Source organism: Peribacillus simplex, from assembly GCF_900156045.1.
GTDB lineage: Bacteria > Bacillota > Bacilli > Bacillales > DSM-1321 > Peribacillus > Peribacillus simplex_D.
In genome coordinates, this window is sequence record NZ_FTMX01000004.1 from 278,220 (window position 1) to 302,366 (window position 24,147).

Below are 24,147 nucleotides of genomic sequence, written 5' to 3' on the forward strand. Positions count from 1 at the left end.
ACATAAACTATGTGGAGGTCTACATATTCCTATGGAGGTTGTAAAAAGTGGAAACATTGATGAAAATCAAACAATTTTTAGTGGGTGACTGTTGCCTTTCAAATTTTCAACTGTGGCAAAGCATAAATGGATTAGATTTTTCACTTGTTTTATCTCATCATTTTGACAAAAAAACACCCATACCAGAAAGATTTTTAAATGAAAAAATTCGCACCCATGAAAATTACACCGATATTTACTATCATTATTCCAATCATACAACCATTGTCCTCAGGCTCAGCGTATCATCCGCATTAAAAATCGAAAGCAAGCAAAAACTTAGGCCGATAATAGATTTACATTACTTGCAAGTAATGCTAGATAGAGAAAAATATATTAGGAACAAAATGATGGAGAGCATCCGTGATATATCCGTACACGAAGATTTAGATGACTTGTTAAAAAAAATATTAGAGAATGCCTTATCTGTTATACCTGTAGCTACTATGGGAGTTCTATGGATATACGAACCAAGCTTAGACGTGCTTTTTCCTAAAGCTTGGACAGGCGGTCCTAATGAAGAAATCGGAAAAATGAGGATGAGGGTAGGGGAGGGGATTATTGGGAAGACATTTAAAGATAATAAATCTTTTACGCTTACAAATATAGAGGGAATTCTCTCGGAATCCTCTAATATTTCACCAGGTAATCTTTTTCATTTGTATAACTCTGTCCAATTTGACGATTTACAATCCATTATTTCAGTTCCAATAAAGGTTGAAGAGAGTGCTTTATGTGTATTGATCGTCTACCAAAACGGTCCTTATCCTCTTTTAACGAAAGATGATCAACAACTGTTAGAAAGTTTTTCCGATCAGGTTTCTATTGTCTTAAGAAATTCGAAGTTATACCAAAATCTAAAAAAACAAAATGACCTTTTAATTCAACGAGATACCATACACAATTCTTTAATAAAACTGTCTCTTCAAAGTAAAGGGTTACAAAAAATCGCAAATGAAATAAAAAAGATGATAAACCATCCAGTAATGATAGTAGACTTAACAGATGATCAAATATATTCAAATCCAACCCCATGGAAAGTGGAGCTTCCTTCAGAGTTGATAAAAATAAATACAAAATTACCAACTCAATCTTTTTTTACTAAGTCCTATAATAGTCAGTCCTGGTACATTCACCCTATAATTGCCATTGATGTTCCAATTGGAATAATGGCCGTAGAAATGGAGGAAGATGACCTTTTTCCTTTAAACAAAATGATTATTGAACAGGCAAGCTCAGTAATTGCATTAGAGATTATTAGAAAACAAACATTAGTGGATTCTTTTTATCAAAAAACAAATGATCTATTTAATGATTTTATTCAGAGCCAAGAATATAACCTGATACGAAAGAAGGCCATTGAGCTTAGAATTAATGATCATCCCTATTATATGGCAATCGTGATTCATCTACATCCTCATGCAGATTTCCATTTCGTTAATATGCAAATGCATAAAATTATTGCCCAAATTAAAAAGCAATTAGGAATATTTGTTTCAATCGTTTTTGGTTATGGAAATAAAGTGACGTTGGTATGCCAATTTAATAACTTTGCAGATCAAGATTATGTAAAAAAGAGACTAGAGCTTATTCATTCCAACTGGGTTAATGTGCATGAAGAACCTCTAAAAATAGGGATTGGTACCTGCTATCCAAGTATGAATAATATAGCAAAAAGTTACTCCGAAGCGGATAAAGCCCTTTCTTTTCTGATCTCGAGGCAGCTTAAAAGTATCGTGAATTATCAAGATATTGGCATAAATCATCTTTTTATTCACCAACCCATTGATGACTTGAACTCTTTTGTAAATGAAGTTTTTAATCCCATCCAATCTGATAAAGACGGTACTTTGGATTTAGAACAAACCCTGCTTGCCTATATGGAAAACGACCGTCAAGCTACACAAACAGCCAAAATTTTGCATATCCATGTTAATACTTTATATCAAAGGCTAAAAAGGATCGAAGAAAAGCTTCAAATTTCCTTTTCGAATCCAGAAGATATTTTAAAAGTTCAACTTGCATGTTATTTGAGAAATTCAATCGTCTCACTAACTTGACTACCGCAATATTGCTATTAACAGTTTGGCAAGAAACTCAACGAACCTGTAGATGGATGGGATTATATTAGAACACTACTTTAAACTAAGATAATTAGATACTAAATTAAAAGGTAATATTAATATATCGTTGACGATGGTAGTAATGGATATATTCTTCTAGTTTTGCCCCCTTGGGTGAAGGGGATAAACTAAAAAAATTGAGAAAACAAAACAATGCTCTTGAAAAAATTATAAAATGTTAAAATGTAAGTATAATTACATTATTCAGTTAATTTGCTTTTTACACTAACACTGTTTGTTAGGTGACATTGGATATCGCCTATGAACGCAGCAACGGACCATGGAAACATTTTAAAGATATTGTACATGGGGAAAACCGTCTGAAAAGGATTTAATACGTTAAGGAGGAGAAAAAGTGAGCCGAACGGAAAGCATCATTTCACTTAAAAACATTATCTGGAAACGAAATGGAAAGCTGTTATTGAATGGGGTTTCATGGGAGGTCCAAAAAGGGGAACATTGGGCTCTTCTAGGACTAAATGGATCTGGGAAAACATCCCTTTTAAAAATGATTACAGGTTATCAATGGCCAAATAGTGGTGAAGTGTCCGTGTTAGGAAATCTTTTTGGAAAAACGAATATTCCTGAACTGCGGAAATCCATCGGCTGGGTCAGTTCCTCATTAGATCAGGAATATCAGTCTCGCCCAAATGATACAGCACTTGAAGTAGTTTTAAGCGGAAAATTTGCTTCAATTGGATTATATGAGGAAATTACAGAGGATGATGTAAAGAAAGCAAAAGCATTACTTGACCAATTCAGAATCAAACGTCTGTCTAACCAATTTATCCACACACTCTCTCAAGGTGAAAAAAGAAAAGTAATGATTGCAAGGGCCCTCATGTCTTCACCGCAATTATTAATCTTAGATGAGCCTTGCAATGGACTGGATATTTACTCTAAAGAAGAGCTGTTAACGTCTATTGAAGATATGATTGCTGCACCGAACGGCCCAACCATTTTATATGTTACACATCATATTGAAGAAATTGTACCATCTATAACCCATGCTATGTTAATCAATTCGGGGAACGTTATGGATAAAGGAGAAAAAAGGGACGTATTAACCGAATCATTATTGGAAAAGACGTTTCGTGTCCCAGTCAAAGTAGAATGGGAGAATGGGCGTCCCTGGATCCGGATTAAATCCTTGTTATTAACTGAAAAAAAATAAACCTAGTATGTTGAAGAGTAAAGTAAAGCAGTCATAATGGTAAAACTACAAGATGAATATAGATTGCTTTCCATTGGAGGGCCTAATTAAATAACTTAATTTAGTGAGTCATAATCATACTCGTTAGGACATCTTAATTTGTCTCAATATGTAGAATGGTAGGTGTCTCTATAAGGGAGTACTATACTTGGCATTGTTATGTGCTCTCAAACTAAAAAGGCGAAGACTAAAAATCTTCTCCTTTTTTTAATCCTTTTCAAGCCTTCTCTTGCTCAGGGTTTGTATAGAGGGCAGCCGTTGTGGTTGAAGTATGACCGAGTTGAGTCATCAACAAATGAATTCTCCTGATTGTTCCATTAAATTCGTCCCATAGGTATGCCTCAGTTTGTGTGGGGACATGGATTTATTGGAGTTAAAGGCCTTCTTGTATTTCTTTACTAGTGCCTCGATGCGGGAGTGGAATGAGTAGTTTTCTACATGGTTAGTGTATGATCTGATCTACTTAAACTAATATTTTATTTGGTAACTTTACACTATTTTTCAAGACACCAATATTAGAGACTTCAATTTCAATCTCATCGCCATCTAATAAGGTGAAGTCATTTGGTGGAATTATACATGTACCAGTCAATAATACAGTGCCGTCAATAATTTCATTGTCGCGTATGAGGAAAGAAATTAATTCATCAAATTTTCTTTTTAACTGGCTAGTATTCGCTTTTCCCTCTACTTTAAGCTCGTCATTGCGGTAGATTCGACATGTGATGTCAAAATTGTAGGGATCTTCCACAGACTCTGCAAGGAGAATGGCCGGTCCAATGGAACAAGAATTTTTCCACATTTTTGCTTGTGGTAGATAAAGAGGATTCTCCCCTTCAATGTCACGACAACTCATATCATTTCCAATCGTATATCCAAGGATTTCACCATCTCGATTAATAACAATGCCTACTTCTGGCTCAGGAATCTGCCAATTAGAATCACTGCGTATGTAAACGTCCTGTCCTGGACCAACCGTACGGGCAGCCGTAGACTTAAAGAAAATTTCTGGCCGTTCAGCCTCATATATCTTGTCATAGAAAGTGGTTGCATCAAGCTTTCCACCTGTTGCTTCATAGTTACGTGCATCGCGACTACGCTCATATGTAACACCGGAAGCCCATACTTCTTCAGCTACGATAGGAACAAGTAACGATAAATCTTCTACAGAGTATGGAATGGGCTTTGAATTGGAAATGGTGAATTCTACAAAAGAGAGGGGAGAAACATTTTGTTCGTTTGCCTGTTGGATTAATTCAATCAATCCATCTTGAGGAAGAGGGTATACTTTTCCCTCATTTGTAACAGCGGCTAGAGTTGTTTTTGAATGATCATGTAAATATCGGATAATACGCATAAATTTAGCCTCCTAATGTTTTATATTATAAAACTAAGTTTTTATATATAGACAAAAGAGAAGGGAACCATCTCTATGAAATTGGTATCCCATTTCCCATTTGTTCTGATAATTGGAAAGCTGCCTGTTTCAATTGTTCAATAAAAATGTCTAGCTGAGCCTCATCTATACGAGCTATAAGTGTAGAAATGCTAATAGCGGCAACAACTTTGTTCTCATGATTTCGAATGGGTGCTGCAATACAGCGAACACCTGGCTCGTTTTCCTGATTATCAACTGCGTACCCTTGAGATTGAACTTGTTGGAGCTCACGCAAAAATTCAGATTCACCTGAAATGGTAGATTCAGTTTGTTTAAAATAGACATATCCATTTAGAATTTTTTTAATTTCTTCTTGATCTTTAAAAGCTATTAAAGCTTTACCAACAGCGGAGCAGTGAAGTGGAATTCGTTTCCCTATTTTTGAATAAAGAATAACAGCCATAGGACCTTCAACTTTATCAATATAAACTCCCTCTTTGCCGTCTAGTATAACCAAGTGGGCAGTCTGTCCGGTTTTTAACGATAAATCCATTAAGTATTTTTTTGATAAATCTCTAACGTCTAAAGACTGAATGACATAGTTTCCTCTTTCAAAGAGCTTCATTCCCAATCCATACTTCCCATTCTCAGGATTTTGACTAATATACCCATGATTTAAAAGCGTTTTCAATAAAGAATGAACAGTGCTTTTGTGAAGTCCTAACTGATTACTTATATCTGTTATTTTCAATTCTGCTGTATGTTCGTCAAACAAATCAAGAATACGAAGAGCACGATCTACTGATTGAATAACAGGCATGAATTTCACCTACTTGTTTTAAATTATAAAACCTGTTTTTACTATTATAAACATCTTGCAATTCAAATATAATACTAGTTTTTTTAAAATGTCAAGAAACATATATAAATACATGGACATTTTTTGTCCAAAGAGAAATTATAAAGAATTTATTAATTATTCTCATTCTACAATGCGAAGTTATTAAGTCATACATTTATCTACGTAAGTTAATAACTTCTATTGAAACTAGTATTTATTTAGAATTATTCACTCTGTTTTTAAAACAATTAGATTCCTTTTGAGGTTCCTTACGTGGATATGAGTAAAATGTAGAGGTTTCTTATAAATAACATGAAATCTGACTCTATAATCGGCTCTAAAATAGTTGATTGACTTTTCAGAAAAAATATATATGATTATTTTAAATGGCAACAAAAGTTTAATATAGATGAACTCGGTTTTATAATATAAAACAAAGGGAGGGGTTTTTATAGAGAGTATTCAAAGATAAACAGTCCTATGAAAATTCAATATTCCTGATGATAAAAATTTAAATAGCAATAGGCAAACATGATAGTAATGGCTATAAATTAAGACGAAAATTAGCAGATTATTATGTGAGCTACATAAAAAATATTTCTTTTATTGTAATAAAAAAACCTTATTAACGGAGGAATACATATGTCATTGCAATCAATATTTGGCGAAGAGGATGTATCTTTTTACAAAGTTCAAACTCATTCAAAAGGGGCAGATGGTTCACTTCCACTTACATCCGAAATGTTGCTAGATTCACCAAGTGGTGACCTTTTTGGATTATCTCAAAATGTTGGAATGGGATGGGCACCTTCAAACCTCCTTGGAAAACAAGTTCTAATCCTCGGTACTCAAGGTGGAATTAGGAATCATGATGGTACTCCAATTGCATTAGGCTATCATACCGGCCATTGGGAAATAGGTTTATTAATGAAGGCCTCAGCTGAAGAGATTAGTAGACAAGGAGGAGTTCCTTTTGCAGGGTTCGTAAGTGATCCATGTGATGGTCGTTCTCAAGGAACTGCCGGTATGTTTGATTCCCTTCCTTTTCGGAACGATGCAGCTATAGTTTATCGAAGATTAATTCGATCATTGCCTACGCGTCGTGCAATTATTGGGGTAGCTACATGTGATAAAGGTCTTCCAGCAATGATGGTAGCTCTAGCGTCAATGCACGACTTGCCAACTATCATTGTCCCTGGAGGTGTTACTCTTCCGCCTACAAATGGAGAAGACGCAGGAAAGATTCAAACAATTGGGGCAAGATATGCAAACAACGAAATTACTTTACAAGAAGCTGCTGATCTCGGGTGTCGTGCTTGTGCTACACCGGGTGGAGGTTGTCAATTTCTTGGTACTGCTGGCACCTCCCAAGTAGTTGCTGAAGCCATTGGGATGGCTTTACCTCACTCGGCACTAGCACCTTCAGGTCAGCCAATATGGATGGAGATGGCTAAGCAATCAGCACGTGCAGCTTTAGAATTGGAGAAGAAAAAGCTATATACCAAAGATATTATTACGGATAAAGCGATAGAAAATGCTATGGTGATTCACGCCGCTTTCGGAGGTTCAACAAATTTATTGCTTCATATCCCAGCAATTGCTCATGCAGCTAATTGTAAAATCCCTACTGTTGAAGATTGGACTAGAATCAATAAGAAGGTTCCTCGCTTAGTCGATGTACTGCCTAATGGTCCTGTTGGTCACACAACCGTTAAGGTATTCCTGGCTGGTGGGGTTCCAGAGGTTATGCTTCATCTAAGAAAATTAGGTGTCTTGCATGAAGATGTACTAACCGTTACCGGAGAAACCCTTGGTGCAAACCTCGATTGGTGGGAAAAATCAGAAAGACGTGCATTGATGAAAAAGCAATTGTTAGAAAATGATGGGATTAATCCTGAAGATATTATCATGGATCCAGTCAAAGCAAAAGAAAAAGGTCTAACTTCTACAGTTACATTCCCAAAAGGAAATATTGCTCCTGAGGGATCAGTAATTAAATCAACTTCCATTGATCCATCTGTGGTAGGAGAAGACGGAGTGTATCGGCATACAGGAAAAGCTAAAGTCTTTACTTCAGAAAAGACAGCTATAAAAGCTATTAAAACAGGGGGCATTGAAGCAGGAGATATAATGGTAGTCATGGGCGGTGGTCCTTCAGGAACCGGGATGGAGGAAACCTATCAACTAACATCGGCATTAAAACATTTGTCTTTTGGCAAACATGTCTCCTTAATTACTGATGCGCGTTTTTCGGGTGTTTCGACAGGAGCATGTATTGGACATATTGGACCTGAGGCATTGGCTGGGGGAGCAATTGGGAAATTGCGTGATGGAGATGTTATTGAAATCATTGTTGACCGCAATCAGTTAGTGGGTTCCGTTAATTTTGTTGGAACTGAGAATGAAAGACTTTCTTTAGAAAAAGCAACGAATGTCTTAAAAGAACGTGACCTTCATCCAGACCTCAAACCGGATCCTGGTCTTCCGGATGATACTCGTTTATGGGCTGCGCTTCAATCAGTAAGTGGAGGAACTTGGCGCGGAAATATCTATGATACAGATCGAATTATTGAAGTTCTAAATGCGGGAGTTAAAGCATTAGGTGAAGAAAAAACACTAGTTCAAAATTAATCTATAATTGCACAACTTTAAAGCACATTTAAGACCTTACTTTTTTAACTTAATCGTTTATTCTCCCATTTTATTAAATAGTAGTGCACGCTAAAATTTTGTAATAACTTCAAATGAAAGCGATTACTATATTTCGTTTTTTCAAATATCTACACTTTATGACTAGTAAACAAAATAGCATAAGCATCCTAGAGTTACTTACTAATTAAAATATAGGTTCGGTATTTTTGTAAGTTGAGCAAATAGAAATATTTTAATTATTTTTTTGGAGGTTTATTATGCCATTACTTATAGTAGCGATTGGGATTATCCTGTTGCTAATTTTGATTACTGGATTCAAATTGAATACATTTGTTTCATTAATTATTGTATCTTTTATTGTATCTTTAGCACTAGGAATGCCGCTGGAAAATGTTGTTGCATCAATTGAAGGTGGATTAGGTGGTACACTTGGCCATATCGCTTTAATATTTGGACTTGGTGCCATGCTTGGTAGGTTAATTGCTGATGCAGGGGGAGCCCAGCGTATTGCAATGACCTTAATTAACAAGTTTGGAGAAAAAAGAATTCAGTGGGCAGTTGTAGTTGCTTCATTTATTGTGGGTATAGCACTATTTTTCGAAGTAGGCTTAGTTTTATTAATTCCGATTGTATTTTCAATTGCGAAAGAATTAAGAGTTTCTATTATGCACCTAGGTATTCCCATGGCTGCAGCCTTATTAGCAACTCATAGTTTCTTACCCCCACATCCAGGGCCAACAGTAATAGCTGGTGAATATGGTGCAGATATTGGCTTAGTTTTACTTTACGGTATTATTGTCGCAATACCAACCGTCATTATAGCAGGCCCTTTATATACTAAGGTTGCTAAAAAAGTTGTACCTGATGCATTTAACAAAACAGGTAATATAGCTTCTTTAGGGGAACAAAAAACATTCCAGCTTGAAGAAACACCAGCTTTCGGTATAAGTGTATTGACTGCAATGTTCCCCGTTTTATTAATGGCTATATCTACAATTATTGATATGATTCAAAAATCAGTAGGGTTTGAAGGGAATACATTATTAGAAATTGTACGTCTTATAGGAAACCCTTCGTCTGCAATGTTAATCTCTTTATTTCTTGCATTCTATACAATGGGAATAGCAAGAAATACTCCAATAAAAGAAGTGATGGATTCTTGTACATCAGCAATTGCAGCAATTGGCATGATGCTATTAATTATTGGCGCTGGGGGTGCTTTCAAGCAGGTACTAATTGATGGTGGTGTAGGAGATTATGTAGCAGAATTATTTACAGGAACTTCAATGTCACCTATCATACTTGCTTGGTTGGTTGCTGCGATATTACGAATATCTTTAGGATCAGCCACAGTTGCAGCTATGTCCACTGCAGGATTAGTTATTCCAATGTTGGCTCAATACGATGCTAATTTGGCCTTAGTAACTCTTGCAACTGGAGCAGGCAGCTCAATTTGCTCGCATGTTAATGATGCAGGATTTTGGATGATTAAAGAATATTTTGGGTTAAGCATGAAGGAAACGTTTTCAACATGGACAATACTTTCCACTATTACTTCTATAGCAGGATTAGGGTTTATTTTATTATTAGATGCATCTTTAATTATTTCGGGAGCAGTAATAATTCTTATTAGTATAGTATCCATATATTTCAGTATGTTTGACCGATTCAAAGATAAAAGAAACGCTTTGGGGAATATAAAAGCATAAAACCTTTGGAAAACAAGGGGACGGTTTGAGACCAGTGATAAAGTCTATTTAAATAGAAATGGAAGTTGAAAACCTACTATAATGTAAGACGGGGGAAGAATTGCTTGTGATGATTGAAGAGCAGAGAAATAAGTTTATAAATCTCGTCCAAAAAGATTTGCTCGATTAAGCAATTTCCGGGATATTTACATTATAGTAGGTTTTTTCGAGGTCCTCAGTGAGAGGGCTTTTTTTGTTGCAAATATAAATACCCGATCAATTCTAGTTATTTTTGGAGTAATGTGCGTATATGTATTGGATGCAATTCAAAAGGAATATTTTAAAAGTAAGCCCATTACACTAGGTTGGTTTGATAGACTAGAACAGTAAAAATTGAGAGGGTCACTTTATTTTATTAGGTATGAATGCAATTGCAATATTCATCTTTATAAGTCTTTTTCATTAATTTTAAAAAAAACGGTAAAGCTAAGAAACGTTTTCTTTTTGCTGGAGTTTCTTTTGTAGTGATGGTAATAGGCGCTTTATTTATGGTCGCTTTTCAATAGGGTGAACAGTATAGGAAGAAGCTGAAGCCGAACAAAAGGCTAAAGAAGAAAGAGAAGCTAAAGAGGCTGCCGCATAAGTTAAGATTTCACTTTACAATGAGATACTAATAAATAAAGCCTATATGAGATACCTAGTTGGTTTTCTGTCTATGGAGTCCCGGAAAAACCGTGATTGAAGTTTCCCCCAATTTTAAAAATGCTTTTTCCGTTCTTGTCAGGTTAAATAATTCTTCCCATGTACTAGCTGATCGAATGCCATCTAAGTATAAGCCATCAGGAACATCATCTAAATGGTCATCGATGTGAAGTAAAACAGAATCAGAACCGATGTTACCTGGGAATTAGCGGCATTTGTACAGTGCAAGTACCCAATAATGAAGCAGAAAATTGTATCTTTAGGGTTAAAGGACACTCAGATTTTAAAAGAGTGTTTTTTTGTGCAGAAGTCTACTGAATTATCTTAATTTTCCAAAATTATAATTGACCATAATGGGACGACTGATTTAGAATTGGTATGTATATGAAATTATGTTTTATATATAAAACGAAAAAGAGGGGGGAACGGCAATACCTTATGGACAATCTTCAATTGAAATAAAAATAAATCTGATTTGGGGAGGTAAGGAATATGTTTAAGAATAAATTGGCGTTCGTTCTGCTTTGTTTAGTATTAATATTGTCTGCGTGCGGTTCAAGTGACGAAACTACTACAGAAAATAAGGGGAGTTCAGAAGGAAAAGCGGTTAAGCTTACTTTTACGGAACCTGCACGGTTGTTGTCAGTTGCCCCTTTATATGTAGCCATCGAGCAAGGATTTTTTGAAAAAGAAGGAATTGACGCTGAGATTGTATCTGGTGGTGGAGGAGCACAAGTCATCGCTTCTGTATTATCGGGAGAAGCTCAATTTGCCGTTTCAGGTCCTCGAAGTATGTTCACTCCTCTTGACAAAGGTGAAGATTTATTGGCTATTCAATCATTGAATTCGGCGCTAACCTATCAAATTACACTCTCTAATCAATATCTAAAGAAAAAGAATGTTTCTAAAGACTCATCATTTGAAGATAAAGTCGCTTCATTGAACGGCGCAACAATCGGAACAAACCTTGTTGGTGATTCTGGGGACGTATACACCCGATATTTAATGCAAATGCATGGCGTTGATCCGAATACTCTTAAAGCAGTCAAATTAGCAGGAGATGGATCGAAGATTGGCGGTATGCAGGAGGGGGTTGTTGACGGGGGAATAGCATCACCTCCGATGGGTTTACAAGCGGAAAGTAAAGATGTTGGTGAGATTGTAATCAATACAAGTGAAGAGCCAATGTATGGGAATATGGTCTGGGAAGCTGTTTTTGCTAAAAAAGAATATTTAGAAGAAAATCACGAAACATCTTTAAAAGTAGTTCGGGCAATAGGGAAAGGTATGGAGTTCACACGTAATCATCCAAGAGAGGCAGCCGAATCAATCGTATCTTATTTTGATGGAATTGATGTTGATATTCTAGAGGAATCAATTATCGGATTGAAAAACACTTTTAAAGGCTATGGAGAAATGAATCAAGAAGCTTGGGATAATGCCCAGGATCCATTAGTTGAATTTGGCAAGTTGTCAGGCGTTTCTACTAAACAGGATACTACTGAAGATGTTATATGGACAAATAGTTATATAGAAGAAGCTTTTAAAAAATAAGTAGATGGAAAGGAGATGATGGTCAAGATGGAAAATTCACAACTTGAAAAGTTCAAATTGTCCACTCGTTTTTTGGATGTTACTTACGTAAACAATAAAACTGGTGCAGAAGTGATTGCCCTGCAGAATATAAACTTGCATATCAAAGATGGTGAGTTTATATGTATTGTAGGACCGAGCGGCTGTGGGAAAACCACTTTTTTAAATACTGTAGTTGGATTACTGAAGCCAAGCAAGGGAGAAATTCTATTAGATCAGCAAAAAATTGATGGGCCCGGCAAGGACAGGGCAATGGTTTTTCAAAACCCTAGTCTATTACCTTGGAGAACAGTTAAGGAAAATGTTCTTTATGGAGTTGAACTGCAAAAGCAAATAACACCAGAGAAAAAGAAAGAGGCCAAAGAATTTATTGAAATGGTCGGTTTAAAAGGTTATGAAAATCATTATCCCCACGAATTGTCAGGAGGGATGCAGCAAAGGGTAAACTTGGCTCGGGCATTAACGGTAAACCCGTCATTAATATTACTGGATGAACCATTTTCGGCATTAGACGCACAAACCAGGGAATTTATGCAAGGTGAGTTACTTAGAATATGGGATGAGACAAAAAAGACAAGTCTTTTTATTACACACCAAATTGATGAAGCGGTATTTTTAGCTGATAGAGTTTTTGTTTTTGGGGCAAGACCAGGACGTGTAGTGGAGGTTGTGGATGTTGATATACCTAGACCGAGAGATCTCCACGTGAAGCGTAGCCCGGAATTTTTAGAGTTTGTCGATCATATATGGTCCATCATTGAACAGGAGTCTTCAAAACAAGGTTTCGATAATAAAGAAAAATAATAACGGGAAAGGAGAATAATATGACGAAGGGTACGATCCAACTTACACAATCAAAGCACAAGATAAAAAAGGCGAAGAAAATAAAAAAAGAAAAGAAGTCATTTTTCATCAGTGTTGCTTCTGTTTTACTATTCCTGTTGCTTTGGGAAGTTGCTTCCCAAAATGAATGGATAAATCCATTGTTCATTAGCTCACCAATTGAAATTGCACAAGCGGCAGTTTTAATGGTCCAAGAAATTTCTTTTTGGGAAAATATGAAAGTAAGTGGTTACGAATTTATTGCAGGCTTTGTTTTAGCCATACTTATTGGAATTCCAATTGGTGTGTTATCGGGCTGGAATTCCAAATTTAATGCTGTAGTTAATCCTTTCATTTCAGGATTATATGTAACTCCTAAAGTCGCCCTTTTACCAGTGATCATAATTGCGTTCGGAATAGGCCCAGCATCAAAAATTGTTATCGTATTTTTGATGGCCTTCTTTCCAATAGTGATGAGCGCTCAAAAAGCTATGTTAACATTAGATCAAAACTTAATAAAAGCAGCAAGAACATTTAGTGCAAGTGAATTTCAAATTTTTAAAACGATTGCTTTGCCTTCGACGGTACCATTCCTTTTAAACGGTATTCGCTTAGGTATTGGTCAAGGATTAATTGCTGTAGTTGTAGGTGAATTATTCGCTTCGACAGCTGGTATCGGTTATCAATTGACAAGCAATGGTCAAAATCTGCAAACTGATCGTATGTTTGTTGGAGTGTTGGTCATTACGATTACGGGAATCATTCTTACTTCATTATTAGGCATTATTGAAAGACGATTTTCATCTTGGAAACCAGAAAATAGTTAATAAAATTTACCCTTTAAAGGTTATTATTGCATTACTGTTACAGATTAAAAGCCTCAAGACAATATTTCAAGTAAGCTTAAATTTGGAAAAGGTATTTGTAAACGAGTTTGTATACAAAAGGGGTTCCTTCTGAATTTTTAAACAAAGCTGATTGGAACGGAAGGTACGAGACTCCTGCTTAGAAAAGCGTGTCCAGGGGAGACCTCACAGGCGCCAAGAGCGCCGAGGAGGCTCCCGGACCGCCCGCGGAAAGCGAGTGCCTGGAGTGGAAATCAACGTTCATATTTTACACTCCCGCAAAAAAATGTAGGTAATCTTAATATCGAATTTGTCTACAGTCTGAACAAAAGGTGCTTCCAATACGAAGCACCTTTTGTTTAGCATGGTTTTCAAACCTAATCCATCTTTTAATGGAAATTTCCAATCCAATCTCATATGGAATAAAATTTCGTCAGCGATGATTACATCTCAAAATGTATTATGATTCGTTATTTTTACTGTTCCACTTCACAGCGAGATAGAAAATTTATTGAAGTTCTCCTGTATCCATGATACCTTCAGTTTATAGTGAATGGTTGGGAGGAATGGGTTTTGAACACTAAAGCGTTTTTATTGGCATCTATTACAGTTATTATTTGGGGATCTACATTCGCGGCCATTCGTGCAAGCTTACATGGCGGGTATTCAGCCGGCCATTTGGTACTTGTTCGTTATCTTATAGCATCTGGGATTTTTGTCCTTTATGCTCTATGGCCTGGGGTGAAATTTCGACTCCCGAAAAAAGAGGATTTACTGAGGATATCGATCCTTGCATTTATTGGTATTAGTATTTATCATATCGGGGTGACATTCGGGGAACAAACCGTTTCGGCGGGAACGGCTGGAATGCTGATTGGTTCAGCACCTGTTTTCATTGCGATCATCGCTGCGTTCGTTTTAAAAGAACGCCTCGGCCTATTCGGTTGGATTGGTTTAGGTATAGGATTCACAGGGATCACCTTAATAACATTAGGTACTGCAGGCCCTTCCCTGAAAATTTCTGAAGGTGCCTTTTTAGTGCTGATGTCCGCTATTGCTTCTGCAGTGTTTTTTGTTTTCCAAAAGCCGCTGTTTAGCCGCTACAATCCGATTGAATTGACAGCCTATTTCACATGGATCGGTACCATACCCTTTTTCATATTTTTTCCTGGGCTATTTCAAGAAATTCAACACGCTACAATGGAAGGTCATTTATCAGCGGTTTTTGTTGGTATTTTCCCTGCGGCCATCGGTTATGTAACTTGGGCAGTTGCTCTATCATTAGGAAAAGCCAGTTCCGTTTCCAGTTTGTTATACCTTGAGCCTGTGATTGCCATTTTCGTCGCTTGGGTTTGGCTGCGGGAAGTGCCTAGTACTCTTTCAGTCATGGGCGGCGGAATTGCGATATTAGGGGTTCTTGTCGTTAATGGGTTCGGAAAGTATAAGTCAGTAATGAAAAAAGCAGCATGATGGTTGTTTAAACCAACAGGAAAACATCACAGCATTTTTAAATTCATCATGAAGAATGAGAGTTTATCCTTCTTGTACGACGCAACAAATAGGAGGGCACCCAATAAAGGAATTCACCCAGGTTGCTGAGATATATCAGTTACACCTGGGGAATTGAATTTTTTCCTCCTCTTTTAATTACTTAAAATCAAATCTTTTTTTAAAGTCCCAATACAATTTAAATGAATTATTTTCACCTGTTAAAAATTTGTAATCGATATAGGATTTTTCCTTTTTAGACATTTCGTCGACAAATGGCGAATAGGTACGGAATACCAATCCATTTTTCTTTTCATCAAACTCTACAAGTCTTAGCCAGCCATTACCCCCTCGATAATTCGTTTGGTAATTGACCAGCATTTGAATGACATCATTTCCTGCTGAATTTTGTTTTACCCGATGTGCTATCCCAAAATAATGTCCATTAACCGTCATGAACACTTGATTATGGTCCTTTACAAGTTCATTCCAAATCAGCCGGCCATTAGACGACTCGACGGCGATGGTTTTATCATCCTTAACCTTCGGAAATATAATATCATGTGAGACGAGGATTGTCGGTTTATCTTTATGCAGATCTAGAACCTTTTTTGACCATTCCAGGTCCTTATGCAGATTTTTCATATCCACTATCAAGACTAAGTATTCATAACTCCCTGCCTTAGCGATTGCATATGAGCTATAACCAGAGAGAGACGACCCCTTATAGTATTTTTTATTCAAAAAACGCTGCGGCCCATAGTGTGTTAAGAAAGGGTCTCCGGCCGCATAGTCATGATTCCCTGCTGCCATCATATATGGAACTTCCTTTTTATCCAAAAGGGAAATGGCCTCGAGGGAATTCTGCCATTGTTTTTCTGAATCACTATCGACAATGTCCCCAACAAATGTATTCATGATGATATTGTTCTTCTTGGTGTTATTGGAAATCCAGTTCATTTGGCTATTAAAAATCTCTGGATTTTGGCTTGAATATTTCTGGGTATCTGGTACAAAAAGAAAATTATAATTCTTTTTATTCGTTAGAAAGGGTAAAGCCTTGTTGGATCCTTCGAATGGTTCATCGTCACGGGCGTCCTGCACAAGCCATTCTTTTTCGGTTAAAGCCTTATTAGCGACTCGTATTTCCTGGATATTCCCTTTGAATAGTGCACTAAACTTATTTCCCCACTCAGATGCCCCGATGTTCCAGCCTTTACCTTTAACTGCTGCAATACCTATTACTTTTTCTGATTTTCCGTAATCACTTATGCCATTCAACGTTAAAGTCGTCGTGTCACCATCATTTACAACTGCCAAATGGTACCATTCATCAGCGTTTAAAGATCGAGACCAATTGCTTACATTATAATTTAAATTAGATGGATGACTTGTCCAGTGGATTTTTTGATCACTGGATACAGTTAAAGCAGAAAGGATTTTTTTCTCGCCTTCCATTTTATTAAGATCGGCAGCCTGTCCTTGTCTAGAAAAAAGCCCCATGACACTCTTGGAATCACTTGGCAACTTAAAAATCGCTTCAATGGTAAAACCCTTATCGAAATTCTCCGAATTGATAGGTGCATTCTTATTGGTTTTGAAATATCTACCTGAAGGGGCGTTTTCGTAATTAGCGAACTCCAAGCTATCCACTTTTTCTTGATCATCATAATCTTCTTCAGACCATTGAATCATATTTTTTAATTCAGGCGAGGCAGGATCACCTATCGTCACTAACTCTAAATCATTTCCATGTTTGCTTGTATCTTTTATAATTAAATTACCTTTATCGATTGAACCGCTTTTAACATGTTGTTTTGTGAATTTCCAATTTGCTACGATACTGCTTCGATTATTTTCAGCAACGGAATCAGCCGATTTGGCAATACCAGGAACAATCATACATAAGAGTGAGAGACCTATTAATGCTTTTTTCATTCTCATAAAACATTCACCCCATTACATTTTGATTAAGCGATATACATTTATCCTTTTACTACCTGGATTAATTTGTAGCGAACTAAGCCTAGGTAGATTCCGTATAGCTGCAATATGGTATAGTTTGCTTATCTTCTCGATAACTTATTAAGGATGAGTAAAAAAGTCTTATTCTTTTGAAGGGCATTAGGATATAAGTCCTAATGTGTACGAATTATCTTGTTGAAATCAGGGAATGCAACTAATTGTCGAAAGAGATTTGCAGTAATTTGAACTTCAGATGGGAAAGCATGAATAGCATACTGGTAATTGGAGTTAATGGACAAAACGAAGAAAAAGCAAAAAAAAAGAGACAGCCATAAGCTGTCTTTTTTCACCACCTACAAATCCAAGACCACCCAAATCCGGGAACCCATACTCTTCTACAACGTGGAACCCAATGCCCGTGTTCCCAATGACCACCGCCATGACCGCCACCGTGTCCATCCCAATGACCACCGCCATGACCGCCACCGTGTCCATCCCAATGACCACCGCCATGACCACCGCCGTGTCCATCCCATTGACTGCCGCCATGACCGCCGCCGTGTCCGTCCCATTGACCGCCGCCATGACCACCGCCCGGGCCCGGTATTCGTTCTCCATCTATATAATAAGGCACATTATTAGGGTAATAAGCGTAATTATACATTCAAGAAATCCTCCTTTTTTGTTTACCCTTTCAGGATATGTACAAAGGGTGGGAAGTGTCCTATATGGACAATGATGTACGATAAAATAGGCCTGCCTATTTATTGTTGTCAAAATAAAAGACAGCAATATTAATGGCTGTTTTTTTCCCTCATATTGAATTTTAAACACTATTGGTACTTCAGTTGTTTTGTGATAGAGAACTGTTAGTATTATGAAAACTAAAGATGATAAGGAGTATTCAGTAGATAATAAGAAAAAATAATCCTTTTTAGACTTAACAAAACATTTGTTTTCTAGGTTGAACATCCAATCTTTACTTCTCGCAATGAACAAGCTTGATATGTAGATGATCAAGGAAATCATCTGCATTGGCCAGTAGGCAATTATCAATTCGAAGGTGTGAGAGAAACAACCTTCTTAACCGAAAACGTAGTAAAGTATCATCGTACAATTTCAACATATATAAATGACTTAATTGGTGCTTGATTCAGCGTAAGAGCCGTAAAGGAACCGATGCCATCTGATGAATTGTTAAAAAGTGTTCCTGAAATGATAGATGAAAACCGAAGGCCCATGTTTTTAATGATTTCAGCAGTAAATGAAACGAATTCTATTAATGAAGGAATCAAGTAAACGGAAAAAAGGCGTTTCTACGAAAGTAGGGACGCCTTTTAGTTATTATCATTATTTCTTTATACAATAAAGCGTTGATTATTGGCTTTAATTAGGTAATGATTAAATCAGTTACGTATGGAAAAGGGACTTTGGAGGAGGGAAATTGGATGGAGAAGGTATTTCCGCTTATTGAAACACGACGATTGATCTTAAGGGAAGTAACTATAGAAGACGCGGGTGATATGTTTAAATATTTATCTGATACGGATGTAGTGAAGCCAATGGGGCTAGATCCATGCCAAACAGTCAATGACGTATGGGATGAAATTAAGTGGTACGAATCTATATTCCAGGAAGGTACGGGAATCAGATGGGGAATTACATTAAAAGAATCCGGTAAGGTTATAGGAAGTTGCGGTTTTCTGAATATGGTCACCAAACACTATCGATCTGAAATTGGATATGAATTAAGTAAAGATCATTGGGGAAAAGGCATTGCTAGTGAAGCATTGGAAGCCGTTGTTAAGTATGGTTATCGCCACTTTCACCTGGAAAGGATTGAAGCGTTAATTGAACCTGATAATCACCCATCCCAAAAACTCGTGGAAAAACAAGGATTTAGAAGAGAAGGATTGCTAAGGCATTATGAATATACATGTGGCAAATTCGATGATTTATATATGTACTCACTCATAAAAGAAGATCTGATTGACATTTCCTTTAATTCTTTATCATGATTTTAAAAGAAAATTTGGTTGTGTTTTTTACTTTTGATGGTTTACAAAATTTGAACGTAGGGAACTGGCTTTCCCTCAGGAGTCTCGAACACCCGATCCAATCAACTTTGATTTGAAATTTAGATAGAAGCCCTTTTGTTCATAAAATGGAAAAGGATGTTGAAATCAACTGGAACTTGGAGATTCATTTAAATGGTCTCACTCCTAACCGTAATTTTAAAACAAACTTGGTGTACTTTTATATGGATGAAACCCTCATTGGATTGAAGAAATTTGCGACACTCCTGCCGAGACCCCACAGCCGTTAACGGCGAGGAGGCTTGGCAGACAGTCGGCGGAAAGGGAGCGGATTTCTGAAATCAACTGAATATTTTTAAAACTGAAGGCAAATCTGCTTTAATTCGAGTTTGTCTACATCTGAGACCGCTAAAAAAGCGGTCTTTTTCTATAGCTGGAAATTTCATGAAAAACCATCTCTGTACATGAAATCTTAGTTTCCTCACTTGCTTGTATAATCTCTTTCCACCTTGCAAATTCGGGTTGAGTATGACGAGTACCAATCCTTCATCCCTTTTTCCTGTGCCTTTTTGTGAGCAGCATTTTCTTTCCAAAGCTTTATGGCATCCAGGGACTTCCAATAGGATACGGTAATTCCTAAACCGTTTGGATCTCTTACGCTTTCCACTCCTAAATAGCCATCTTGTTGGGCAGCAAGTTCAACCATGAATTCCGCGGTTGAATTATAGCTTGCAGCATCCTTATCGCTTCTTTTAGAAGTGAAAATACATGCGTAATAGGGTGGTTCGGGAGTATTTGCAAACATGAAATGATGCCTCCTTTTAACTTAATATTCAAAACAATACCACATGGGCGGGAACATGGATAGATGCCAGGTAAAGCGGTTCCTTGATATCCGCCAAGAAAACAATGTGGTAAGCGCGGTATATATCACTGACACGGCTAATTCTTTGGAAGGGATTTTATTCTGATTACCGAATATATATTACTTTGACGGTTTTACAAAAAAAGGAGATGGTTTTGTGTGCGGAATATGATCCCAGAATTCCTTAGACTAAATAAATACCTATGTACGCAAGTGGGTGTCGAAATAAATGAAGACCATATCAAGAGTATAATGGATATGGTTATCTGAAAGTTATAAGACACTCGTTGTTCGTGTAAAATGTGTAATCACTTTTGGAGGGATGGCTAAGTGGCAGAATTGGTATATCATGTAGCGGTTTCACTGGACAATTTCATTGCGGATCAAGCAATGTTGGATGGGGATATCAATCAATCTTTTTTCTTATTTGAAGGAGATCATGTCCCAGACTTTTTATCCGATATCCAGCAATATGAAGCGGTGTTGATGGGAAGTAAAACATATGAATTTGGATTTCAATTCGGAGCTAAACCGGGTGAACCGGGTTATAAGGGCTTGAAACATTATATATTTTCGAGCTCCCTTCAGTTTGAATCGAATGAGGAGGTAGAACTTATCGAAGGAAACGCCGTTGCGTTTATTGAAAACCTCAAGCAGCAAGGTGATGGAAAGCTATGGCTTTGCGGGGGAGGAGAACTGGCTGGAACGTTATTGAAACATAAACTCATTGATCAATTGGTGCTGAAAGTGAATCCAGTCATAATCGGTGAAGGCATCCCTCTTTTCGGCAGCGTTAAGCCTAGTCTAAAATTAGATTTAGTTGAAATGAAACAGTTTCCAAATGGAGTGATTAAACCTACATATAATATTATTTATACTTAGGAATATGGTGGAGGGCTGCCGATACTTCATTCCTTCAATAGTTAGGGCTGCTTTGGCGCAGCCTTTTTCTTATGAATATTCACTGGTCATTAAAAGTGAAATAATTTAAAGAAAATTAATTAGAAATTTATTTTTAACATATATCCTTTCAGTATAACTTGAAAGGAGTTTTCTCTATGAGGAAAATGTTGAAAGTATCAAACAATATATTTTTTATCTTCATTGCTATTATCATATTTGTAGAAATGGCTGTTTTTATTTACCATAATTATCAAATGGGAAAGGAATCATCATTAATTAGAGAAGTAACATCGGTTGATTTTAATAACAAGGGAATTAATGTATATACGGAAGGCAGCGGTGAGGATACATACGTTTTTATGTCCGGTTCCGGGATTGCGGCTCCAGTTTATGAATTGAAAGGATTATATAGTAAGTTTGCAAAAGAAAATAGGATTGCAGTCATTGAAAGAGCTGGATATGGATACAGTGATGTTTTTCACGATGATAGGGATATTGATACAATATTGGAGCAAAGCAGGAAATCATTAATGGAAAGTGGAAATAAACCTCCTTATTTTTTGGTTCCACACTCAATATCAGGTATCGAAGCTATTTACTGGGCACAAAAATACCCAAGTGAAGTAAAGGGAATCATTGCTTTGGATATTGGTTTACCGCACCAATATGTAACTCATAAAATGGGCATGGTAGATTCATTGACTGTAAGAGGAGTGAATATTTTAACGAAAATGGGTTTGCATCGTCTTTTTCCTTCTGCTGTTTATAATCCCGAAGTGATTCGGCAATCTTTCTTAACTGACCATGAAAAGGAAATATATAAAGCACTATCATATAAACAGTTTTTTAATGATGATATGGAGCAAGAGCTTTTACAAAGTTACAGTAATGGGAAAAAATCAGTTAACTTGCCGATTCCAAAAGGTACACCCATTTTATTTTTAGATGCGATTGCCGATGAAAATAAGGATTCTAAATATACAAAACAAAAAAATGAAGATTATGAGAAGTTTGCACAAAAACTATTAAAAGCCGATGTAATTAAACTGAAAGGGACGCACAGCATTTATTTATATGCGCCAGATGAGATTTATGATCTTGCCATGGAATTTATCAAATGAATAAAGAAAGGCTTTGTGATGAAAAGATATAATATTTTAATTGTTGAAGATGATTTGATGATTGGTGATTTATTGAAAAAAATTTTGCAACGCGAAGAATACAATGTACGTTGGATGAAAGAAGGAAAAGATATTATAGAAATAATCCATGATATGGATTTAGTCATTATGGATGTTATGCTGCCAGGAGATGATGGCTATCAAATTACAAGGAAAGTAAATAGTCTAGGATTAAATATTCCAGTTATTTTTCTATCCGCCCGAAATGATATCGAAAGCAAACTCCAAGGTTTGACAATTGGTGAGGATTATATGACTAAGCCTTTTGATCCCAGGGAGCTATTACTAAGAATGCAGAAATTGCTGGATAATCAATATGGCACTTTCACGCAAATTAAGCATATATATATAGATGCCGAACATAAAAAAGTATTCAATAATGACTTGCATAATGAAGTGGTTTTTACTGCTATAGAGCGTAAAATATTTTTCTATTTATATGAAAATAGGGGTCGGATCTTAACGAAAGAACATTTCTTTGAATATTTATGGCAGCTCGAAGATAGGAATCAAAATATCATTAATGTTCATATAAAAAAAGTTAGAACAAAAATCAATGATAACAACGGTGAGATCATCCAAAATATATATGGGGAAGGGTATAGATTGAATACCTATATAAAGAAATGAAATTAAAGAAAAAATACCAGCTATTATTATTTATCGCCGTTATTAGCGTACCATTTATATTACTGTTAATCAGTATCTTTATGTCAGTCATTTATGATTTGGCCTTTAAAACCAAAAATGATGATATTCCTTTTCATGAATCTTTTGCATATCCTACAATGCTGGGGGTATTTATTTTATCATTGTTATTGTTAGCCTTCTTATTTTCCAAATCTATTAACTCACTATTAAATAAAATCAATATATTGAATGAAACCATCAGGAATTTGGCCAGTGATAAGGAGATTCCGAATAAATTAGAGATTAAAAGCAATGATGAAATCGGGAAATTAACTAAATCGGTGAACTTATTGATTGAAAGAACGACCTATCGGGAATTGGAACTAAAACAACAGGAGGAAATGAAAAAGGAACTCTTGAATAAATTAAGGCATGACATCAATACACCTTTAACAGCAATAAAATTACAATTGTTTTATTTAGAAGGTCAATATACGGATCAAGTTCCACTACTGCAATCACTATATCAACAAATTGATTATATTTCCGAATTAACAAATGAATATAAAATTCAATCCACTGAAGCGTTAGATAATTCTTATATCTTAAATGATGAAGTGAATATGCACGATTTATTAGAAATGATGGTTAAAAAATGGGACTATTTGTATAACATGCATGGTATTGAATTAATATATCACCCATTAAATGGAGAGTTGGGATGGATAAGTAATGACTTGTGGCTTCAAAGGTTGTTCGATAACGTTTTCCAAAATGTGTTGAATCACTCGAGGGCTGATAAACTTGTGATAACCATTGAAAATAATGGAGTCATTATCAAGGATAATGGAATTGGTTTTGATATCGATAGTAAAAGTAAGGGGCTTGGCTTAAAAATAATTGAGGATATAGCCAAGACACTACATATAAAATATAATTTGCAATCAAACGAAAGCGGAACTTCATTTTGTTTTACAGTCGAAAAAACGATATAAATCTCACTTGATTCGTTATTTTGCGGCGTTAACATCCGGGGATTTTGTCAAGGGTTCATCAATATCAATCTTTTCAGATAGTTTGCCCCATGCAACATAGTTATATATCACTTACTTATATAAAGCGATACAAAAAGGTTGCTATAGACCCACCCATTTTTAAGTTGATATGATATTCAGGTACTTAA

General features: G+C 36.2%; 18 protein-coding genes and 1 pseudogene. 14 read left to right on the forward strand and 5 right to left on the reverse strand.

What is annotated here, in order from left to right:
- The first annotated feature begins 47 nt into the window (after positions 1-47).
- Positions 48-2,099, forward strand: coding sequence for a helix-turn-helix domain-containing protein (locus BW986_RS15605; RefSeq protein ID WP_081395649.1), 2,052 nt, complete (start codon positions 48-50; stop codon positions 2,097-2,099).
- Positions 2,100-2,517: 418 nt separating this feature from the next.
- A complete protein-coding gene (locus BW986_RS15610; protein ID WP_076368786.1) occupies positions 2,518-3,336 on the forward strand; it encodes an ABC transporter ATP-binding protein in 819 nt (272 codons plus the stop codon).
- A gap of 502 nt (positions 3,337-3,838) precedes the next feature.
- On the opposite strand, the gene BW986_RS15620 is transcribed toward BW986_RS15610, so the two are convergent.
- Together BW986_RS15620 and BW986_RS15625 are read right to left on the reverse strand one after the other, a co-directional pair.
- Entirely contained in the window at positions 3,839-4,732 is an 894-nt protein-coding gene (locus BW986_RS15620; protein WP_076368787.1) for a fumarylacetoacetate hydrolase family protein, read from the reverse strand.
- A gap of 73 nt (positions 4,733-4,805) precedes the next feature.
- Positions 4,806-5,573 carry an IclR family transcriptional regulator gene (locus tag BW986_RS15625; protein ID WP_076368788.1) on the reverse strand — a complete coding sequence of 256 codons (768 nt, stop codon included), beginning with the start codon at positions 5,571-5,573 and terminating at the stop codon, positions 4,806-4,808.
- 663 nt (positions 5,574-6,236) lie between these two features.
- Here BW986_RS15625 and BW986_RS15630 point away from each other — a divergent pair.
- The 6 genes from BW986_RS15630 to BW986_RS15655 all read left to right on the forward strand — a co-directional run bounded on the left by BW986_RS15630 (position 6,237) and on the right by BW986_RS15655 (position 15,366).
- Positions 6,237-8,225 carry a YjhG/YagF family D-xylonate dehydratase gene (locus BW986_RS15630; protein WP_076368789.1) on the forward strand — a complete coding sequence of 663 codons (1,989 nt, stop codon included), beginning with the start codon at positions 6,237-6,239 and terminating at the stop codon, positions 8,223-8,225.
- Between the two features lie 278 nt (positions 8,226-8,503).
- Positions 8,504-9,955, forward strand: coding sequence for a GntP family permease (locus BW986_RS15635; RefSeq protein ID WP_076368790.1), 1,452 nt, complete (start codon positions 8,504-8,506; stop codon positions 9,953-9,955).
- A gap of 1,173 nt (positions 9,956-11,128) precedes the next feature.
- A complete protein-coding gene (locus tag BW986_RS15640) occupies positions 11,129-12,190 on the forward strand; it encodes an ABC transporter substrate-binding protein (RefSeq protein ID WP_076368791.1) in 1,062 nt (353 codons plus the stop codon).
- A gap of 27 nt (positions 12,191-12,217) precedes the next feature.
- Entirely contained in the window at positions 12,218-13,033 is an 816-nt protein-coding gene (locus BW986_RS15645) for an ABC transporter ATP-binding protein (protein WP_142244633.1), read from the forward strand.
- 20 nt (positions 13,034-13,053) lie between these two features.
- Positions 13,054-13,878: an ABC transporter permease gene (locus tag BW986_RS15650; protein ID WP_076368793.1), complete on the forward strand. Its 825-nt coding sequence runs from the start codon at positions 13,054-13,056 to the stop codon at positions 13,876-13,878.
- A 591-nt stretch (positions 13,879-14,469) separates the two neighbouring features.
- Positions 14,470-15,366 carry a DMT family transporter gene (locus tag BW986_RS15655; protein ID WP_076368794.1) on the forward strand — a complete coding sequence of 299 codons (897 nt, stop codon included), beginning with the start codon at positions 14,470-14,472 and terminating at the stop codon, positions 15,364-15,366.
- Between the two features lie 177 nt (positions 15,367-15,543).
- Here the strand turns inward: BW986_RS15655 and BW986_RS15660 are convergent, their stop codons facing one another.
- Both BW986_RS15660 and BW986_RS29640 read right to left on the reverse strand, forming a co-directional pair.
- The gene (locus BW986_RS15660) at positions 15,544-17,328 is read right to left on the reverse strand and encodes a laminin G domain-containing metallophosphoesterase family protein (RefSeq protein WP_081395650.1); all 1,785 of its coding nucleotides are present in this window, start codon (positions 17,326-17,328) and stop codon (positions 15,544-15,546) included.
- Between the two features lie 367 nt (positions 17,329-17,695).
- Complete coding sequence (locus BW986_RS29640) at positions 17,696-18,013, reverse strand: hypothetical protein (protein ID WP_142244634.1); 318 nt, start codon at positions 18,011-18,013, stop codon at positions 17,696-17,698.
- A 299-nt stretch (positions 18,014-18,312) separates the two neighbouring features.
- On the opposite strand from BW986_RS29640, the pseudogene BW986_RS30770 reads away from it, so the two are divergent.
- Both BW986_RS30770 and BW986_RS15675 read left to right on the forward strand, forming a co-directional pair.
- Positions 18,313-18,648 (forward strand): annotated as a pseudogene (locus BW986_RS30770) (class I SAM-dependent methyltransferase); the annotation flags it as partial.
- 149 nt (positions 18,649-18,797) lie between these two features.
- A complete protein-coding gene (locus BW986_RS15675; protein ID WP_076368796.1) occupies positions 18,798-19,367 on the forward strand; it encodes a GNAT family N-acetyltransferase in 570 nt (189 codons plus the stop codon).
- A 499-nt stretch (positions 19,368-19,866) separates the two neighbouring features.
- Here BW986_RS15675 and BW986_RS15680 read toward each other — a convergent pair whose 3' ends face one another.
- The gene (locus BW986_RS15680) at positions 19,867-20,190 is read right to left on the reverse strand and encodes an antibiotic biosynthesis monooxygenase family protein (RefSeq protein ID WP_076368797.1); all 324 of its coding nucleotides are present in this window, start codon (positions 20,188-20,190) and stop codon (positions 19,867-19,869) included.
- Between the two features lie 390 nt (positions 20,191-20,580).
- Between BW986_RS15680 and BW986_RS15685 the strand changes: the two genes are divergently transcribed.
- From BW986_RS15685 to BW986_RS15700, 4 genes are all read left to right on the forward strand, one after another.
- On the forward strand, positions 20,581-21,132 hold the full coding sequence (locus tag BW986_RS15685) for a dihydrofolate reductase family protein (RefSeq protein ID WP_076368798.1): 552 nt from the start codon (positions 20,581-20,583) through the stop codon (positions 21,130-21,132).
- 176 nt (positions 21,133-21,308) lie between these two features.
- Complete coding sequence (locus tag BW986_RS15690) at positions 21,309-22,274, forward strand: alpha/beta fold hydrolase (protein ID WP_076368799.1); 966 nt, start codon at positions 21,309-21,311, stop codon at positions 22,272-22,274.
- Between the two features lie 18 nt (positions 22,275-22,292).
- Positions 22,293-22,964 (forward strand): response regulator transcription factor, encoded by a 672-nt coding sequence (locus BW986_RS15695; RefSeq protein ID WP_076368800.1) that lies wholly within the window; start codon positions 22,293-22,295, stop codon positions 22,962-22,964.
- Positions 22,961-23,959: a sensor histidine kinase gene (locus tag BW986_RS15700; protein WP_076368801.1), complete on the forward strand. Its 999-nt coding sequence runs from the start codon at positions 22,961-22,963 to the stop codon at positions 23,957-23,959. Before BW986_RS15695 ends, BW986_RS15700 begins: the two co-directional genes overlap by 4 nt.
- Positions 23,960-24,147: the final 188 nt, after the last annotated feature.

Excerpts from the sequence above, each read along its gene's own strand:
- BW986_RS15620 (WP_076368787.1), bottom strand. The coding sequence starts at position 4,732 with ATGCGTATTATCCGATATTTACATGATCATTCAAAAACAACTCTAGCC.
- BW986_RS15625 (WP_076368788.1), bottom strand. The coding sequence starts at position 5,573 with ATGCCTGTTATTCAATCAGTAGATCGTGCTCTTCGTATTCTTGATTTG.
- BW986_RS15630 (WP_076368789.1), top strand. The coding sequence starts at position 6,237 with ATGTCATTGCAATCAATATTTGGCGAAGAGGATGTATCTTTTTACAAA.
- BW986_RS15635 (WP_076368790.1), top strand. The coding sequence starts at position 8,504 with ATGCCATTACTTATAGTAGCGATTGGGATTATCCTGTTGCTAATTTTG.
- BW986_RS15640 (WP_076368791.1), top strand. The coding sequence starts at position 11,129 with ATGTTTAAGAATAAATTGGCGTTCGTTCTGCTTTGTTTAGTATTAATA.
- BW986_RS15645 (WP_142244633.1), top strand. The coding sequence starts at position 12,218 with ATGGAAAATTCACAACTTGAAAAGTTCAAATTGTCCACTCGTTTTTTG.
- BW986_RS15650 (WP_076368793.1), top strand. The coding sequence starts at position 13,054 with ATGACGAAGGGTACGATCCAACTTACACAATCAAAGCACAAGATAAAA.
- BW986_RS15660 (WP_081395650.1), bottom strand. The coding sequence starts at position 17,328 with ATGAGAATGAAAAAAGCATTAATAGGTCTCTCACTCTTATGTATGATT.
- BW986_RS29640 (WP_142244634.1), bottom strand. The coding sequence starts at position 18,013 with ATGTATAATTACGCTTATTACCCTAATAATGTGCCTTATTATATAGAT.
- BW986_RS15675 (WP_076368796.1), top strand. The coding sequence starts at position 18,798 with ATGGAGAAGGTATTTCCGCTTATTGAAACACGACGATTGATCTTAAGG.
- BW986_RS15680 (WP_076368797.1), bottom strand. The coding sequence starts at position 20,190 with ATGTTTGCAAATACTCCCGAACCACCCTATTACGCATGTATTTTCACT.
- BW986_RS15690 (WP_076368799.1), top strand. The coding sequence starts at position 21,309 with ATGAGGAAAATGTTGAAAGTATCAAACAATATATTTTTTATCTTCATT.
- BW986_RS15695 (WP_076368800.1), top strand. The coding sequence starts at position 22,293 with ATGAAAAGATATAATATTTTAATTGTTGAAGATGATTTGATGATTGGT.
- BW986_RS15700 (WP_076368801.1), top strand. The coding sequence starts at position 22,961 with ATGAAATTAAAGAAAAAATACCAGCTATTATTATTTATCGCCGTTATT.